12 protein-coding genes are annotated in these 17,196 nt (G+C 50.6%); 10 read left to right on the forward strand and 2 right to left on the reverse strand.

The features are described from left to right. Window positions 1–14: 14 nt before the first annotated feature. Both SG35_RS15755 and sbcD read right to left on the reverse strand, forming a co-directional pair. Window positions 15–3,713: an SbcC/MukB-like Walker B domain-containing protein gene (locus tag SG35_RS15755; protein WP_044834836.1), complete on the reverse strand. Its 3,699-nt coding sequence runs from the start codon at window positions 3,711–3,713 to the stop codon at window positions 15–17. Beyond that, window positions 3,710–4,981, reverse strand: coding sequence for an exonuclease subunit SbcD (sbcD, locus tag SG35_RS15760; RefSeq protein ID WP_044834835.1), 1,272 nt, complete (start codon window positions 4,979–4,981; stop codon window positions 3,710–3,712). The genes SG35_RS15755 and sbcD overlap by 4 nt, the downstream gene beginning before the upstream one ends. A gap of 297 nt (window positions 4,982–5,278) precedes the next feature. Here sbcD and ybaK point away from each other — a divergent pair, with 297 nt between their 5' ends. The 10 genes from ybaK (at window position 5,279) to SG35_RS15810 (ending at window position 17,142) form a co-directional block, all read left to right on the forward strand. Next, window positions 5,279–5,752 (forward strand): Cys-tRNA(Pro) deacylase, encoded by a 474-nt coding sequence (ybaK, locus tag SG35_RS15765; protein ID WP_044834834.1) that lies wholly within the window; start codon window positions 5,279–5,281, stop codon window positions 5,750–5,752. A 40-nt stretch (window positions 5,753–5,792) separates the two neighbouring features. After that, on the forward strand, window positions 5,793–6,257 hold the full coding sequence (locus SG35_RS15770; protein WP_044834833.1) for a methylglyoxal synthase: 465 nt from the start codon (window positions 5,793–5,795) through the stop codon (window positions 6,255–6,257). Window positions 6,258–6,397: 140 nt separating this feature from the next. Next, complete coding sequence (locus SG35_RS15775; RefSeq protein WP_053043296.1) at window positions 6,398–7,651, forward strand: ABC transporter substrate-binding protein; 1,254 nt, start codon at window positions 6,398–6,400, stop codon at window positions 7,649–7,651. Between the two features lie 17 nt (window positions 7,652–7,668). Further along, entirely contained in the window at window positions 7,669–9,525 is a 1,857-nt protein-coding gene (locus SG35_RS15780) for a sensor histidine kinase (RefSeq protein ID WP_063888680.1), read from the forward strand. A gap of 204 nt (window positions 9,526–9,729) precedes the next feature. Further along, entirely contained in the window at window positions 9,730–10,797 is a 1,068-nt protein-coding gene (locus SG35_RS15785) for a glycosyltransferase family 4 protein (RefSeq protein WP_044834831.1), read from the forward strand. 129 nt (window positions 10,798–10,926) lie between these two features. Further along, window positions 10,927–12,225: a glycosyltransferase family 4 protein gene (locus tag SG35_RS15790; protein WP_044834830.1), complete on the forward strand. Its 1,299-nt coding sequence runs from the start codon at window positions 10,927–10,929 to the stop codon at window positions 12,223–12,225. Window positions 12,226–12,235: 10 nt separating this feature from the next. Further along, window positions 12,236–13,387, forward strand: a complete 1,152-nt coding sequence (locus SG35_RS15795) for a glycosyltransferase family 4 protein (protein ID WP_044834829.1) — start codon at window positions 12,236–12,238, stop codon at window positions 13,385–13,387. Beyond that, the gene (locus tag SG35_RS15800) at window positions 13,381–14,829 is read left to right on the forward strand and encodes a lipopolysaccharide biosynthesis protein (protein ID WP_053043295.1); all 1,449 of its coding nucleotides are present in this window, start codon (window positions 13,381–13,383) and stop codon (window positions 14,827–14,829) included. The genes SG35_RS15795 and SG35_RS15800 overlap by 7 nt, the downstream gene beginning before the upstream one ends. Before the next feature lie 36 nt (window positions 14,830–14,865). Continuing rightward, window positions 14,866–16,218, forward strand: a complete 1,353-nt coding sequence (locus SG35_RS15805; protein ID WP_044834828.1) for an O-antigen ligase family protein — start codon at window positions 14,866–14,868, stop codon at window positions 16,216–16,218. Between the two features lie 201 nt (window positions 16,219–16,419). After that, window positions 16,420–17,142: an acyltransferase gene (locus tag SG35_RS15810; RefSeq protein WP_044834827.1), complete on the forward strand. Its 723-nt coding sequence runs from the start codon at window positions 16,420–16,422 to the stop codon at window positions 17,140–17,142. Window positions 17,143–17,196 lie beyond the last annotated feature (54 nt).

Here is a 17,196-nt window from a genome sequence, read left to right on the forward strand (position 1 = left end):
TAAAGTCGGTGAAATCAGTGTTCAGGGGCGTATTTGAACTGGCTTTGCAGCTCACTAACCCCCAGTCCATTGAATTTTTTCACTTTAATTTGTACCGCAATTCTTTCCTTTAAAGTTTCCACATGACTGATCACCCCGATCATCTTGCCGCTGGCATTAAGGTTATCCAGGGCGTCCAGGGCGATTTCCAACGTCTCGTTATCCAAAGTGCCAAAGCCTTCATCCAGAAACAGGGAATCGATACTGGTTTTTGCACTCACCAGGTCCGATAACGCCAATGCCAGCGCCAGACTCACCAGGAAGCTTTCCCCGCCGGAGAGGGTTTTGGTATCCCGGACAGTATCCCCCTGCCAGGTATCGAGCACCTCCAGTGCCAGAGCATCTGTTTGCTGGCATTGCAGTTGGTAGCGGCCATGTAAACGCTCAAGCTGTAAATTTGCCAGGTAAACCAGGTGTGCCAGAGTTAACCCCTGGGCAAAACGCCGGAATTTAGCCCCGTCGGCGGAGCCTATCATGGCATTAAGGCAGGACAAGTCTTCCAGTTGATGCTGTTTATCCGTTATTTGCTGTAGAATTTCTGCCTGCTGTTCACGCGACTGCCGGTCATGGGCAAGTTTCTGGCTAAGCTCCCCCTGCTTTTGCTGTAGCAGCTTAAGCGCTTGCTGCACGGTTGCCAGCTGCTGCTTCAACACTTGTGTGTTATCCAGGTCATCACCGAAATCGGCTTTAGCGGCTATCAGCTTTTCACTTTCTTGCTGCCCCTGCTTTACTAAGGTTTGCGCCTGTTGTATTTCCTCGCTAATTTGCTGTTTTAACAGGGTTAGTTCCCGGCGCTTTTTCTGCGGCAGCAAGGCGGCCAGGAAATCACTTTCGAGCTCGAACGGACTGGTGGTCAGCAGAGACTGCCATTGCCCCTGACTGCTTGCTAATTGCTGCATGCCTTGCTGTAACTGTTGCTGACTCACCTGCAACTGCCCTTGCAATAACTTAACCTGCTGCTGGGCATCGGCCAGGGCCTGTTGACAGTCGAGTAATTGCTGCTCAAGCAGCTTACGCTGTTTCAGGATATCGCCCCTGACATCCGCCACCAACTGCGTGCCGAACAATTCCTGCCGTTGGGCCTGTTTTTGCCCAAGCAGCTCTTGATATTGTTTGAGTAATTCTTGTGCCTGTTGCAGCTCCTGGCTTAAATACCGTACCTGCTCTTCCTGTACCGCAAGGGTTTGCTGATGTGCTGCCAGTTGCTCTTTTTGTTCCCCTTGCCTGGTTAAGGCATCCTGATAATTTTGTACCTTAGTCACTTGCTGCTGCCACCAGGCATCAAAGCTTTCCAGCGCAGGATAATCCAGCTCCAAGTCTTTAAGCTCGCCGGTTAACTGCTGCCTGACTTCCTCCAATGCCGCTTGCTGCTGCTGATACTGCTGCTTCATCTGTGAGATGGCATTCTGGTCGAAGCTAAGCTTACTGCCTGATAAATCAAACTGGCTTTGCAGCGCCATCACCTGTTTGTCCAGCCGGGTGACTTCTTGCTGCTGCTGGTTTATTTGCTGGCTAAGTTGTTGCAATTGCTGGTTTTGTGCCGTCAGCCATTCCAGTCTTGATTCATTTTTCAGCAAAACTTCCTCAATAGCTTCAAAATGACTTAACGGATAGGAGATCTGCAACAGATCCTGAAATTGTTGCCAACCAAGCAATAACTCTTCCTGCTCCTGGCGATTAACTTTCATGCTTTCGAGCAAGGTATCATGGCGTCCCTGGAGTTTGCTGCCCTGGTTATTCAGCTCCAGTCCCTGTTTCTCAATCTCCTTTAACAGCTGCTTTTGCTGATCTTGTCTTTGCTGATATTCATTGCTGCTTGCATCGGCATATTCGGCAACAGATGGATGCTCCTTCGAACCACATAACGGGCAGGCCTGCCCGGCCTGTAATGCTTGCCGGTGCTGTGACAAAGACATAATGGTTTGCTGCTGCAATACCAGGGCATCTAAATCCCTTAGCTGTTGCTGCTCCCGGGAAAATGTCTGCCTTAATTGATCCCGTTCGCCAGTAATGCCTGATAATTCGAGGGTGATTGCTTTGACCTGTTGTTCTTGCTCATTAATTTGCTGTGCAAGCCGGGCAAAACGCCGGGCATTTTGCAATGCTTGACCCGCCTGGGCTTGTTGTCCCTGCAGCCGGGTTAACTCATCAGTGAGTTGCTGCTCATCAAGTCCGCTGTTTTGCGCGAACAGCCCTTGCTTTTCATTGCTAAGGGCTTGCATTTTCAACTGCGCCTGCTGGTATAAAGCGCCGGTCTGTTCACGGTTTTTTTGCTGGCGATCATGCTCATCCCGCGCCTGTATCAACTGCTGCTCAAGTTCACCTATTTTGCCGCCAAGGGTACTTTGCTCGCTCCTTTGCTGCATTATTTGGGCAAACTTCTCCTGCCACAAGGGTAATTTTTCCGCCAGTTGCGGATAAAGGAGATGCTGGCCGATAAAGGCAGTGGTTTTTTCATATTCATCAAGCAAGGCTTTATGCCGAACCTGGCCTTGCTGTAATTGCTGTTGAGCCCCGCCAAGCTTTTCTTTTATTTGTGTCAGTACTTGCTGCTGGTGATTAGCCTGCCCCAGATCTGAATCAATCGCCTGATCCAGGGGAATAATGGTCTCAACCACTAAGGTTTCGGTGCGGGTAAAATCCTGCTCTTTAACGGCCTGATCTTGGCTAAGCTGCGCTAATTGCGCATGTTGGCTTTGGGCCTTCTCTTCGGCTGCCGATAACGCTGCGCTGATCTTTTCAATCGCCTGCTGATTTTGTGCCTGTGCCTGATCAAGGACCTGCTTTTGCTCATAAGTGCTGCGCAACGCTTCGGCAGGCTCGGCCTTTTGCAACTGAAGCAGCAGGTCCTGAGACTCACTTTCTTTTGCCTGCGCCTGCACCAGGGCATCCCTGGCACTTGTCAGTTGCGCGCAAGCTTGTTGATATTGCTGTTGCCAGTTCAGGGCCTGCTGCGTCTTTTCCTGCTGTGTCAGCAGCTGTTTTTCCCTGAACTCGTTTTGTTCGAGCTCTTGCTGAATTTGCCTTGACTGCTCTGCTGTCAGCACCACCACGCCCTGGCTTTGCGCCATCAGGAGTTTTAACGCTTCGTTTTCACTTTTAAAGTCTTCATATATCTTTTGCGAGATCAGGCCATAAATTTCGGTGCCGGTGAGCTCTTCCAGCAGCTCTGCCCGCTCATTGGCGGGGGCATTTAAAAAGGCGGCAAATTGCCCCTGGGATAACATCATTGACTTGGTAAAGCGGCCAAAGTCCAGTCCGGTAATGCGGGCAATTTCACTGCGCACCACCGACAGCTTTTCCGCCACTATGCTGCCGTCGAGTAAGGCCAGCTCCGCCTTGGGGGATTGCAGCTTTCCGTCTAACTTGTTTTTGGCACGGCGTTGACTCCAAAAGGCGCGATACCCCTGGCCTTTCACTTCAAATTCCACCTCCGCCAGACAAGTCGCGGTATTACGGGTCATCAGCTGATTTTGCTTATCCGACACCGTTAATCTCGGGGTCTGATGATACAGAGCCAGGCAAATAGCATCTAATATCGTGGTTTTACCGGCGCCGGTGGGGCCGGTAATGGCAAAAACCCCATTGCTGTCAAAAGGCGAAGCGCTAAAGTCAATTTTCCAGCAGCCCTTTAAGGCATTAATATTTTCAAAACGCAGGCTTAAGATCTTCATGCACTCTGCTCCGTTTTCACCGCTTCCGCCGCCTGTAAAAAGAGCGTCGTTAACCTTTGTTCACGCTTAAGCTCTTCATCCGTCTGCCAGTTTTCCTGCGTCAGGCGGGCGGTAAAAACATCGGATATCGATAATTCATCTAACGTGATCTTTTCTTGACCGCTGCCGAGCGATTGCCGGTTTTTCTTGCTGCGCCGTATCCTCAAGACTTCTATCGGCAAGTCTTCAAGCAAAGTTTCTATCCGCCCCTGTACATCCTGCAGATAATCACCGCTGTCGATCTCAATATCCAGCCACAAGGTTTGTTCCGGTTGTAGTTCTTGCTGGTGATCCGTTGCCAGCTGCTGTATTTCCTGGCCTAAGCTCTCCAGCGAAGTTTTCACCATAAACAAAGGCTGGAAACAGGGTACGGCTACTGAGGTAACCTTATCCAGCGCGCCGTCGGCAAAGTCTGCCAGCAAAACCTGTTTGCCCTGGCCGGCCTCATCGAAACTTAGCGCCAAAGGAGAGCCGCTGTAACGGATATGTTCACTTTTCGCGACTTTTTGCCCGCGGTGAATATGCCCCAGGGCAATATAATCGGCCTCGGGGAACTCCCGGGCGGGAAAGGCTTCCAGGGTGCCGATATAAATATCCCGCACCGATTCTGTGGTCGTGACCCCCAAGGCGGTGAGGTGTCCTGTGGCCATGATCGGCAGTTTTTGCCCGGTATCAGGCTCGGCCTGGCCAACGGCCTTTAGTGCCAGCTGCTCGGCCCGGCGGTAAAGCTTCTGGTAATGTTCGCTGATGGCCAGCTGCAACGCCTGCTGTTTTTCCTGTGCGCTTTGTCCGGCCCGGCTTTTGAGTACGTCTCTTGGCCGGATAAAAGGAATGGCGCATAATACCAGGGCATCTTCGCCGCTTTTATTTTGAACAACAAAGACTTGCTGATCCAAATCATCGCTGACCGCCGGGATCACCCGGGTGGACAAATGTGCCAGCAACTGTTTCGACTCACCGAGCATGGCAACCGAGTCATGGTTGCCGGCCAAAATCACCAGCTGGCAACCGAGCCGGTTTAATTGCACCACAAAGTCAAAATACATTTCCCGGGCATAACTGGGAGGAGTACCGGTATCAAAGATATCACCGGCGACCAGGACTAAATCCACCGATAAGCTGCTGACCTGCTCCAGTAGCCAGGATAAAAAACCCTGGTGTTCGCCGGCCCGGCTTTTGCCATAAAAATATTGTCCCAGATGCCAGTCTGAGGTGTGAAGAATACGCATATAAAGTGAAAAGCCCTGTCAGAACTGCTAGCCATTCATCGTCCTTGTGTCCGCGACGATCATCAAGCCCGATAACAAAAAGCTGATTCTACCCCAAGCCGGGGCAAGACGCAGGAAAATTTATTAATTTTCATTATTCTTCATTTTTATCCCGCAAATATTGCCCGGTCAGCAAACCTGGCGGCAAAGCCATTGCAACTTTTGCCCAAATAACAGATAGTGATGGCATCAGTTAATACTTATTTTCATTCGCTTTTACCATAAAATACAGGTTATTAGCCTCTTTGGGGAGTTGCCATGACACCGGCCGTCAACAGCGCGAAAAAACATAACATCGCTTTCACCCTACACCAGTACCAGCATGAGGCAAGCTCGGCTTCTTTTGGCCTCGAAGCAGCAGAGAAACTATCGGTGACACCGGAAAAAATTTTTAAAACCCTGGTAGTCAGTACACAGGACAAGCAATTGGCGGTGGCGATAGTCCCCGTAATGCAGCAATTAGATCTTAAAGCCATGGCCAAGGCATTACATTGTAAAAAAGTGACCATGGCAGACAAGGCACAGGTAGAAAAAAGCACCGGTTATGTACTCGGAGGTGTCAGCCCGCTTGGGCAGAAAAAAAACCTGGTTACCGTCATAGACAAAAGCTGTATGGCCTTAGCCACTATGTTTGTCAGCGGCGGCAGGCGGGGCTTGGAAATTGAACTCGCCCCCAAAGATCTCGCCAGTCTTACCCGGGCAGCCTTTTTCGCCATCAGCACAGAAGATTAGCAGGCTCTTGATTTAAAAGTCTTATTAAAGGAGACAAATGATGCAGTATAAAACCGTCACCGCAGCAAAAACTAAGTCCATTGCCCTGGTCGGCCACGACAACCGCAAAGACGAACTTATCCGCTGGTGCCAACAGCACAGGCAAAAACTGGCCGCGCATAAACTCTTTGCCACGGGCACCAGCGGACACCTGGTGGCGGAGAAAAGCTCACTCAAGGTAGAGAAACTCATCAGCGGGCCCTTGGGGGGTGATCAGCAAATCGGTGCTTTGATCTCGGAGCAAAAAATCGACCTCTTGATTTTTTTCTGGGATCCCCTGGCGGCCCAACCCCATGATCCCGATGTTAAGGCCTTATTAAGGCTGGCGGCAGTATGGAATATCCCGGTTGCCTGTAACCAGGCCAGTGCCGACTTTATCGTCAACTCGCCGTTATTTGACCGCGCATATGACAAAACCATCCCGGATTACCAGCACTATATCAAGAGCCGGGTGACGGGAAAATAATATCACTTGGGTGATAATCTTAACTAAACGCTTATTTTTACTATAATAAATAAAAGGATCGGTGAAAGTATCCCTGAAGAAAAAATTGCTATAACAAGACCAAGCTAAAATAGGCCTGAATAAGCCCGGGATAAGTTTTTATGAAGCCATATCGCTCTTTCTTTAATACTTTGATGCTGCTTTGTTTTACCCCGGCACTGTTTTTTTCCGTCCATGCCAGCGAGTCTGGCAAGTTTTACAAACTCTATCTCGACGCCGATTTCACCCATACCAAGACAGCAGGTTACGCCATCAAGCAGGGGATCATGCTGGCCCTGGCTGAAAGCGATTATAAAATTAAAGGCTATCGCTTTGAATTAGTGCTAAAAGATCACAAGGGTAACTCGCTGCGCAGCAAAAGCAACCTGGAGAGCTTCTTAGCCGATCCCCGGGCACTGGCGGTGTTTTCCGGCCTGCATTCCCCTCCCCTGTTGGCCAATAAGTCCTATATCAATAACCAGCAAATTTTACTGCTCGACCCCTGGGCCGCGGCAGGCCCTATCACCCGGAGCAAAGACAAAGAAAACTGGATTTTCCGTTTATCCATTGACGATTATAAAGCCGGCTACACCATCAGCACATATGCCCTCAAACAAGGTTTTAAAAAACCTTACCTCTTACTGGAAGATACCGGCTGGGGACGATCAAATGAGAAAACCATGACCCAAGCCCTGGGCGATAAAGGCCGCAAACCCGTCGGCATCGAATGGTTTAACTGGGGCATAGGAAAAAATCATGCCCGCTTGTTATTACGTAATGTGCTGTCATCCGGTGCAGATGTGATTTTTTTTGTCGGCAATGCCCCGGAAGCAAAAACCTTTGTCCAGGCGATGATAGACTTACCGGAAAAAACCCGTCTGCCGATCCGCAGCCATTGGGGCATAACCGGGGGAAACTTTGCCCAGGTCATCAATGCCGAGATGCGAAAAAAGATAGATCTGCAATTTATCCAAACCCGGTTTTCATTCCTGAACCGCTCCTTATCGACATTTGCACAAAAGGTGCTCAACAACGCCATAGCTAAATTGCCCGGGATCAAATCCCCTTATGATATCAAGGCACAAACGGGCTTTGTCCATGGCTACGACTTAACCCGGTTACTGATGGCAGCCATCCGTCAGGCGGGACTAACCGGCGATGCTAAACAAGACAGACTGGCAATACATTATGCCCTTGAGCACTTATCACAGGATGTCACCGGGCTGCTAAAAACTTACCGGCAGCCGTTTCAACCTTATGATAAAAACACCCCCAATGCCCATGAAGCGCTGGGCCAGCAGGATTATACCATGGGCTATTACGGCAATAACAATGAAGTGATCCTGCTGACGCAGCCAATACCCGGAAATCACTGAGGAAAAAGCACAACAAGATGAAACATATTTCCATTTCTTATGCCCTGGCCCGCTTTGTCTTTTTAAGCTGTTTAACCCTGGCCCTGCTTACCAGCATCTTAGTGGTCAGCCATGTGGTTACCTCCTTTAGCCAGCAGCAGGATAAAGTGATTAACCGGGAAATCGCCAGCATCAGCAAAAATTTCCTGCTTTTTCTCAGCCACAGGCAAACCTTGCTCAGCGAACAGGCACATACTCCTGTCATGGTACAAACCTTGATGCAGCCGGAATCCAATATCGGCAAAATCCAGGATCATATGGCAGATCTTTCAATGTTGGGCAAAAAATATCCCCAGAGCCTGTTGGACTTTCAGGGCAATATCCTGCATACCACAGATCACACCCGGGTGATAGATTTTAGACAAACTTCCTGGCTGAGCGGCCTGCTTTCGGGGCAAGCCCCTCATTATATCGGGGTAGAAACGATAAACGGCAGGCATTACTGGTGCCTGGCGGTGCCGATAAACTATCAGCAAACCATAGAGGGGGTGCTAACCGCCCTGCTACCCCTGGGTGAAATTTACCCGCAAAAAACAGCGGACACCCGCTTTCAAGGCCTGGCCATTGAAATATTAAAAGACAAACAAAGCCTGATCCGTTTTGGTGAGCAGCTCAAGGGGCACAGCCTGCAGATCCCCTGGCCATTTTCACAACTGTCGCTACGCTTTACCGTCGACGATGAAGCGCAAAACCAACAAGTCTTTACCCTGGTGCTGCAACTGGGCCTGCTGATCATTGTCGCCATCGCCCTGACCACCTTACTCGCCTATTTATATGGCTACCGCTACCTGGTCAAGCCGGTTTTTATGGTGGCCAAGGCAACGGATGAGCTGGATAAAGGCGGCAATTACCTCAAACTCAAGGAAGAATTTCGCATCAAGGAATTTTCCGAACTGTTCAAAAAATTCAATCATATGACCGCCCAGGTAAACCTTAGAGAAGTCGCCCTCAGGCAGAGTTACGATCAGCTGTCCCAAACCATAGAAGAGTTAAAACAAAGTGAATCCCAGCTGGTACAGGCAGAAAAGATGGCCAGCTTAGGTACCCTGGCCGCCGGCATTGCCCATGAAATCAACAATCCCATAGGTTTTATCAAAAGCAATCTTGATGTCTTACAGGACTATGCACAAAGCCTGAAGGCCTGTCATGAAGAAATCACCGCACATTCAACCGACGAACAACAAAAACAAAACCTGAGTCTGCTGGCAGAAAAATATGACCTCGACTATATCTTTAGCGATATTGCCCCCTTGCTGCAAAGTTCATTAACCGGGGTCGAACGGGTTATTGCCATTATCGACAGCCTGAAAACCTTTGCCCGGGTCGACCAGCCGCAAAAAAGCCTGTGTGATATCAATGAGGGGATCAAAGCCACCATTACCATGGCCTGGAACGAATTAAAATATCATTGCCGCCTGCATCAGGAGTTCGGACGGTTGCCACAAATTCCCGGCTATCCGGGAAAACTCAACCAGGTATTTATGAATCTGCTGATCAATGCCGGCCAGGCGATAACAGATCAAGGGGAGATTTTTATCCGTACCTATGAGCTTAACCAGAATATTGTTATCGAAATCAAGGATACCGGATGCGGCATCAAACCGGAAAATATCAACCAGATCTTTAACCCTTTTTATACCTCCAAAGCCGTTGGCCAGGGCACGGGGTTAGGTCTGTCCATCAGCCACGACATTATTTTACAGCATAACGGCCGCATCGAAGTCGACTCTAAGCCCGGCGAAGGCACTTGTTTTACCATCTATTTGCCGATCCCTGCCCAGGACGAGCATACTAATGAAGCGCCAACAAGCACTCCGGCAGCAACGACCCCCTAGTGCTACCTGGCATTAGTGTTACCTGGCATTGGCTTTCTCCGCTCTCAACCAATATCGCCCTGCATTGCATTTTGCAAATATTAGCAGCACATCATGGCCTGCTGTATTAAAGGCTAAGCTAATCAGCTGATATATAACAAATAATATTCTGGCCTTGATTTTGCTCGCTTACTTCTACCCCACCAGTCAAAACAAGGTCTGCTTATGTACGCCAATAACAGCCTTTTAAGCAAATTGCCAAGCCCCCAGTCCGCCATCTGGCTGCTGCTCGACAGCCGCTACTTTGGCGGCATCGAAAGCCATGTGCTGCAACTGGCATCGGCCCTTACCGGACAAGGATTTAAGGTACAAGTGATTTTTATCGCCGATTATGGCGAACATGCCCTCAAGTCCCGCCTGGCACAAGCCAACATCCCCTTTACCTGTTTAACACGCGGCTGGCGCTCTTTACTCTACCTGGCTATCCGGGAAAGGCCTTTGCTGCTCCATACTCATGGTTACAAGGCGGGATTGCTGGGACGCTTTACCGCCTTATTGAGCCGCCTGCCCGTGGTCAGCAGTTTTCATGCCGGTGAAAAGTTAACCGGAAAACTGGCATTTTATCACTTTATTGACCGGAAAAGCTCAGTGTTGTGCCAGTCACTCATTGCCGTGAGCGAGCCGATAAAAGCAACTTTGCCGGCAAAAGCCCGGGTGCTCAATAATTTCGTCACCGTTAGCGAGCAAAGGGAAAACACCGGGAAACAATTGGCCTTTGTCGGGCGCCTCAGTCATGAAAAGGGTCCGGATAGCTTTATTCGCCTGGCCCGTTTTTACCGCGGCTTTAAGTTTCACATTTATGGCTCCGGCCCTATGGAAAGCCAGCTAAAAGCGCTCGCCACAGACAATGTGATTTTCCACGGCGCCAAAGAGAGCATGGCCGGGATATGGCCCAAGATCAGGCTATTGATCATGCCATCAAGATTTGAAGGTTTACCTATGTCAGCGCTCGAAGCGATGTCAAACAGTATTCCTGTCCTGGCCTACCGGGTCGGCTCCCTCGATAAACTGATCACAAATGATAACGGCTACTTGATCCCGCCAGAGCATTTTACCGGACTAAGCAACGCCTTATTCAGCTATCTCAGCTGCGACAGCCTCACACGCAGCCAGTTATGCCAACAAGCCAGAAACACTGTCCTGGAAAAATTCAGCACCCGTGCTGTCCTGCCCCAGCTGCTGGATATTTACCATGAGTCGATCGAGGCGAAATACTTATGCAAATTGCGATAAAGTCTTTGCAACTTGCAAGAATATCAATAATCAAAAAATCAACCCACTGAAAAATAACATTTTTATTTTTGGCCTGGCCTTTGCTCTTTATCACTACAGGCACAACACCAGACACAAGGCGGTAGCAAGATGCAACAAGGCAAGTGTGAAAATCCCCGTAAAAACGAAACGGTCATAACCAACAAAAAATGTCCGGTATTATTTGTCCATTATGGCGACGAATGGATCCGCGGCAGCGAGCAATGTCTGCTTGATCTCCTGACCTTTCTTAACCGCGATAAGTTCTTCCCCGTGGTCTGGTGCAATAGCCAGCGCATGTACCTGGCGGTATTGGCGTTGAAAATAGAGGCCATTTATGAGCCTTTCCCGTTATTGCTTGGCTGGAAAGCGCCGTTTTTTGATATCAATGGTTTTATGCGCCTGATCAAAAGGGGAAAAACCCTGGTAGATCATTACAATATTCGCCTGATCCACAGCAACAGCGGCGCCCCGTGCCAATGGCTTAACTTTGTCGCCAGAAGCCGTAAACTACCGCTGGTCGCCCATCTGCACAGCCGCTATCCGCTCAGGGACAGGCTCACGCTGGGACTGTGCCAGGTATCAAAAGTCATTGCCGTCAGTCCGCCGGTTGCCAGGCAACTCACGGATATCGGCATGCCGGAAAGTCGCGTGACTACCGTTGCCAACGGCATCGACGGACAAAAGTTCAACCGCGCCAAGGCCATAGATCTGCGCAGCATGCTTAAACTGGATAAAAAAGATTTCCTGCTCTTTTCCACCGGCTCACTGATCAAACGAAAAGGCATGGACTTAGTGATCGCAGCAACAGATCTGGTGAAAAAGTCCGGGGTGCCGGTTAAGCTCATCATTGCCGGCGGCGGCAGTGAACAGGCCAACCTGGCCGCGTGGATAAAGCAGCTGGGACTGGAGCAAGATGTCTTTTTACTGGGAGAGCGCCAGGATTTGCCGGCATTATTAAAGGGCGGCATAGATATCTTTGTTTCCGGTGCCCGTGAAGAGGCCTTTGGCCTGGTACTTGCCGAAGCGGGCCTTAACGCCTTACCCGTCATAGCCCCTGCCGTGGGCGGTATTCCTTTTGTGATCCGCCATAAACAAACCGGGCTGTTGATCCCCCCCGAAGACCCGCAAATCATGGCGGAAAAAATTATCCAGCTTTACCGGGATCCGACCCTGAGGTTAACCCTGGGCCTGGCCGGAAAAAAACATACCCGGGATAACTTTCTCATCGCCGGTTATGTTGCCAATATTCAGGCCTGTTACCTTAAGGTTATCGACAACCCGGAGTGCAAACTTCACTGGCTGTCGCACTGGGTGCTCGCTAAACCCCTGCTGAGCCTGTTAAAAGCCCTGGGGAAATTGACCGTTAAATACGCCAGGTTTCCGCAACGATTAAAGCCAAGCCGTTAAGGAGTCGCCCATGAACAGTCCAAAACATATTTTGATTTTAGATGCCATTCCCTTTGCCGGCGGCTCAAAAATTGCCACCAACCATATATTAGCGACCTTAGCACAAGAGAATATACGCTATACGGTGATCAGCAAAGATCGCAAGAGCTGGCCCGGTAAGCAAGTGCGCTTTTCGCCTTTATGGCAGCTGCCCTGGTTTTCTACCTGCGAGCAGGGCTGGGGTTACCTGTTACGCCAATTGCTGCTGATGGTGAGTGTGATCGGCGCCCGCCTTAAATACGGCAAAATCGATCTTGCCATCGCCCCTTCCGGCCCCGGAGTAGATCTGGCCTTATACCTGGCAAAATACCTGGTCCCTTATCCGATATTACAGTTTATCCACGGCCCGGTGGCACCGTCCAAATCCATTGCCCTGTGCCTGGTCAAAGCGAAAAAAGTTTACTATCTCAACTCCGCCCGCACTTCAATCATGGCCGCGTTAAGACGCATCATGGGGGAAAAAAAAGCACAGGAGCATATCCGCAGCAAGGCATTTGAGGAGCTTGTCAACGGCCTGCCCCGCCCCTGCTGGCCGTCACCTTGTCGCTACGAAAAGGTTAAAGTTTTCTGGGCCGCTTCCCTTTTGAAATGGAAAGGGCTGGAGTTTATGTTATCGGCGATCAAGTCCCTGCCGCCGAAGGACAGGCCACAAACCGAGATTTGTTATATTAAGCCCAAAGACATCAAGCAAGAAATTTCCAGAGCGCCACAGGCGATAGAGAAAGTCAGCTGGTACCAGGCCCCGAAAAATCTCGATGAAATTCGTGCCGGCTGCAATATTTTTGTCTCAACCAGTATCAAAGAGCCCTTTGGTTTATCTATCCTCGAAGCCCTGGCGGCCGGCCATTGCGTGCTTATTCCCGCCGACGGCGCCTATTGGGATCAGGTGCTTGAGCATAATGTCAACTGCTTCAAGTATCCCCCGGGAGACAGCCAACAACTGGCCAATTTGATCCGCCATGTCAGCCGGGATATGACGCTGCTCAAACGTATTGCCGGGCAAGGGCAGCAACTTGCCCAAACTTACCGGGCAGAGAAGCAATACCAAGGTATTAAAGCGCAGATAGACGCCATGACCCATTTATCTGCGACAGACAACGCGACACTGGAAAAAGCATGCTAAAAACCTTATCCCAGAGGATTAACTCCTCGGCTATCAGCCAGGCGCTGTTATACGGCCTGTCGCTGGCATTCATGAAAGGGATTTCCCTGCTGATGCTGCCCCTGACCACCCGCTACCTGACCCCCGCTCAGTTCGGCCAGTTGGAGCTGTTAGCCTCTGTCGCCATCATCGGCAGTATCCTGGTGGGACTGGGTTTTGAAAGCACCTTCTTCCGCTTTTGTGCCCATGAACAGACACTACTTGGCAAAAGGCGCTGCGGCGGCAATATCCTGGCCCTGGCCATTTTACTCGCCATCATTGCCGCACTCACGGGCTGGCTGTTTGCACCGCAAATCGCCGCCTTATTGCCGGCAGAGGTGTCTGCCTACCAGCTGCGCCTGGTCTGGACAGTGTTTGCCCTTGAAGGCATTATCGCCATCCCCCTGGCCTGGCTGCGCATTCAGGATAAGGCCATGGCGTTTTTTATCCTTACCACCAGCCGGGCGTTAACGCAGGCGGGACTGACCTTGCTGTTTTTACACTGGCAATGGGGCGTCAACGGCGTTTTACTTGCCACTGCCCTGGTCGCGGTATTGCAGGCCCTGGTATTGCTGGTGATGCAAAAGCATCCCGACGGCTTACAGCTCAACCTGTGCCAAGTCAGAAAATACCTCAGCTACACTTTACCCATCGCCGGCAGCGGCCTGCTGGCTTTTATGCTGATGGGGCTCGACCGCTGGTTATTGGCACAGATGACCACGGTAGAGCAAGTCGCCGTCTACGGCGTTGCCGCCAAGCTTGCCCTGGCAACCGTATTCCTGATCCAGCCGTTTGGCATGTGGTGGTTGCCGCGCAGGTTTAGTGTCTTACAACAGGCAAACGGCGCCGGCAAAGTCGCCAACTATATCGCCCTGGGGATCACTGTGGTGATGATCATTGCCGTTTTTATGTGTTACCTTGCTCCGCTGCTGATCAGCTATCTATTGCCTGAGCCTTATCAACATATTCTGGGTTATATCTGTGCCCTGGTGCTGGCAATGACCTTTAAGGAAATCGCCGAACTGGTCAATATCGGCTGTTTCAGCGGCCATTCCACCCGGGGGCAGCTGGTGGTTAATATTATCAGTGCCGCCCTGGGCACGGCCGTAATGGTGATCAGCATTCCCTTGTTTGCAATCTGGGGGGTGATCCTTGCCCTCAACCTGGCGTATATCAGCAAGGCATTGCTTTATTACCTGCTGAGCCAGCATCATCTGCCCTTGCCCTACCCCGGCAAAAGGTTAGTGCTGATGGCCCTGGTGTGTTTGCTGGCACTGCTGTCAACCCCGGGACTTTTCCCGCACATGCCTCAGCTGATAAGTCCCTTGCTGGCCGCCATCGCCATACCGGTAATTTTATGTGTGCTTGCCCGGTATTTGCGCCTGTTTCCCGCCCCGCCGGCATTTTTTACCCGGTTTTCTTAACCTTTATTCGCATCAGGTCGCAAAGGGCTTATGCTTATGCTAAGAAAAGATCAATATCTGCTGGCAGGCTCAGTGTGTTTATTTATCGCCGCCTTGTGGTGGAGCCTGCCCCACCCGATAGTGCCGCTTATACTGCCCTTGTTGCCGCTTGCCATCCTGGTGGTGCTGGCACTGCCTTTTCAGGTGGTGCTGATGTTTGTGATCTTCTCCTTCTTCCGCCTTCATGAAGTCTTCCCGCCCCTTTACTCCCTGAAAATTCCTCTGCTGCTGTCGCTGGCCTCGCTGGCCGCATTAGGCTGGCATATCGGTATCAGCGGTAAAATCCGGTTATGGTGGCGAAAAGAGCTGACCTATATCAGCATCTTTTTCCTGCTGGTCTTTATCGGTGTGATCATGGCCAGTAACCGCCCGGTGGCCCTGGCCTATTTTCAGGGGGTGTATTGGAAAATCGCCCTGATGACCTTTTCCCTGGCCTGGTTAACCCGCAGCGAAAAAGATTTCTCCTTCGCTTCGGTCACCATCACGGTTGCCGGGGGCATTGTCGGCGTCACAGCCTTATACAATAAAGCCTCCGGCATAGGTTTAGTGGAAGAAACCCGGGTCACCATAGGCCGGGCATTGGGCTCTGTACTAGGGGATCCCAATGATCTTGCCTTGGTGCTGATGTTTCCTGCCGCTTTCGCCTTGAGTTTGGCCCTGACCCCGGGCATAGGCCGATTTCCGCGCTTGCTGGGCATGCTCAGTGTGCCATTGCTGTTTTTTGCGGTGATCGCCACCCAGAGCCGCGGCGGCCTGCTGGGTATATTAGCGGTTTTTGCCGTGTTTATTTACCGGCGCATGCAAAACAAGTTACTGTTTATTTTATTATCGGCTGTCGGCGCCGTCTTGATTTATGCCCTTGCCGGTATTTCAGATCGCGCCTCGGGCGGCAGCAGTGAAGCCGGTCTGGATGCGTCCGCCAAAGGACGTCTTTATGCCTGGGAAGCCGCCTATAAGATGGCGCTGGAAAACCCTTTTACCGGGGTTGGCCTGGATAATTTCTATGCCAACTATTTTTATTACAGTCCCCACTGGGACGGTTTAAATCATGCGGTGCACAGCACCTGGTTCGGGGTACTGGCAGAAACGGGGTTTTTAGGCCTGTTTAGTTTTATTACCTTGATTGTGGTGCTATTTAAAACCGCAAGTAACAATATCAGTGCGCTGTCAAAATTAACCTCGGCCCCCGGTTATATGCTTGCCTGTGCCCAGGCGGTTTATGCCGGCTTGCTCGGTACCATAGTCTCGGGCACTTTTCTGACCCAGGGTTTCACCTGGCCCATCTATATCCAGGCGGCACTGATCATCGCCCTGGCCCGTCAAATTGATTCGCAAAAAGCAAAAACTTAAGCGAATTACTCTGCAATTTGCATAGCCTTTAAAAAAACAAAAACATAACTCATTGTAATTTAAACAATAAATAACTGGCACTTTAAATGCTATTACCAGTGTAAACCAAGGTTATTAACAGAAAACACGCTTACGAGCTGGTAAGCATTAATGCTCAGGGATAAAGCGTTTTTCTTGTTTTTGAATAAGAGGTATCCGGCAATGACTATATTACTGCTTCAAACAGGTAAACAGTGGCTTAAGCACCATAAACATCCCCGGGTACAAGCCTTATGCCGCTTGCTCAAAAAACTGCGTATTGCTGAAATTCCCGCACCTAAGTTTTTGTGCCAACTGGTTTATTTCCTGCACCAAAGCCTGAGCGGCGCCATCGCTTTTTTGCTGCGTTGCTTTTACTGGACGCCGCTGTTTAAAAGTCAGCTGATCCATTACGGCAAAGGCCTTTATCTTTATGGCGGTCTGCCTCACCTCTCGGGCCCGTTACATATCAGGTTGGGCAATGATTGCCGTATCAGCGCGCAAACCACCTTTAGCGGCCGCAGCAGCCAGAAAAAAGGGCAAGGCAAAAACCCGACCTTGTTTATCGGCAATAACTGCGATATCGGCTGGATGACCACGATTGCCGTGGGCAAAAAAATTATTCTCGGCAATAACGTCAGGATCGCCGGCCGGGCATTTCTGGCGGGATATCCCGGCCATCCCGTCAATGCCGCACTACGGGCACAGGGCGTCCCTGACAGTGATGAGCAGGTCAAAGATATCGTACTCGAAGACGATGTCTGGCTCGCCACCGGGGTTTCGGTCATGGCCGGGGTACGCATAGGCAAAGGCAGCATCATAGCGGCCGGCAGCGTGGTCACCAGGGACATTCCCCCCGGAGTACTGGCCGGGGGAGTGCCTGCGGTGGTCATTAAGACCCTCTAGCAGCGTATTTACATTGATGCATCGACTTTTTATCCAAGAAAATAAGAGGATAGG

Source organism: Thalassomonas actiniarum, assembly GCF_000948975.2.
Taxonomy (GTDB): domain Bacteria; phylum Pseudomonadota; class Gammaproteobacteria; order Enterobacterales; family Alteromonadaceae; genus Thalassomonas; species Thalassomonas actiniarum.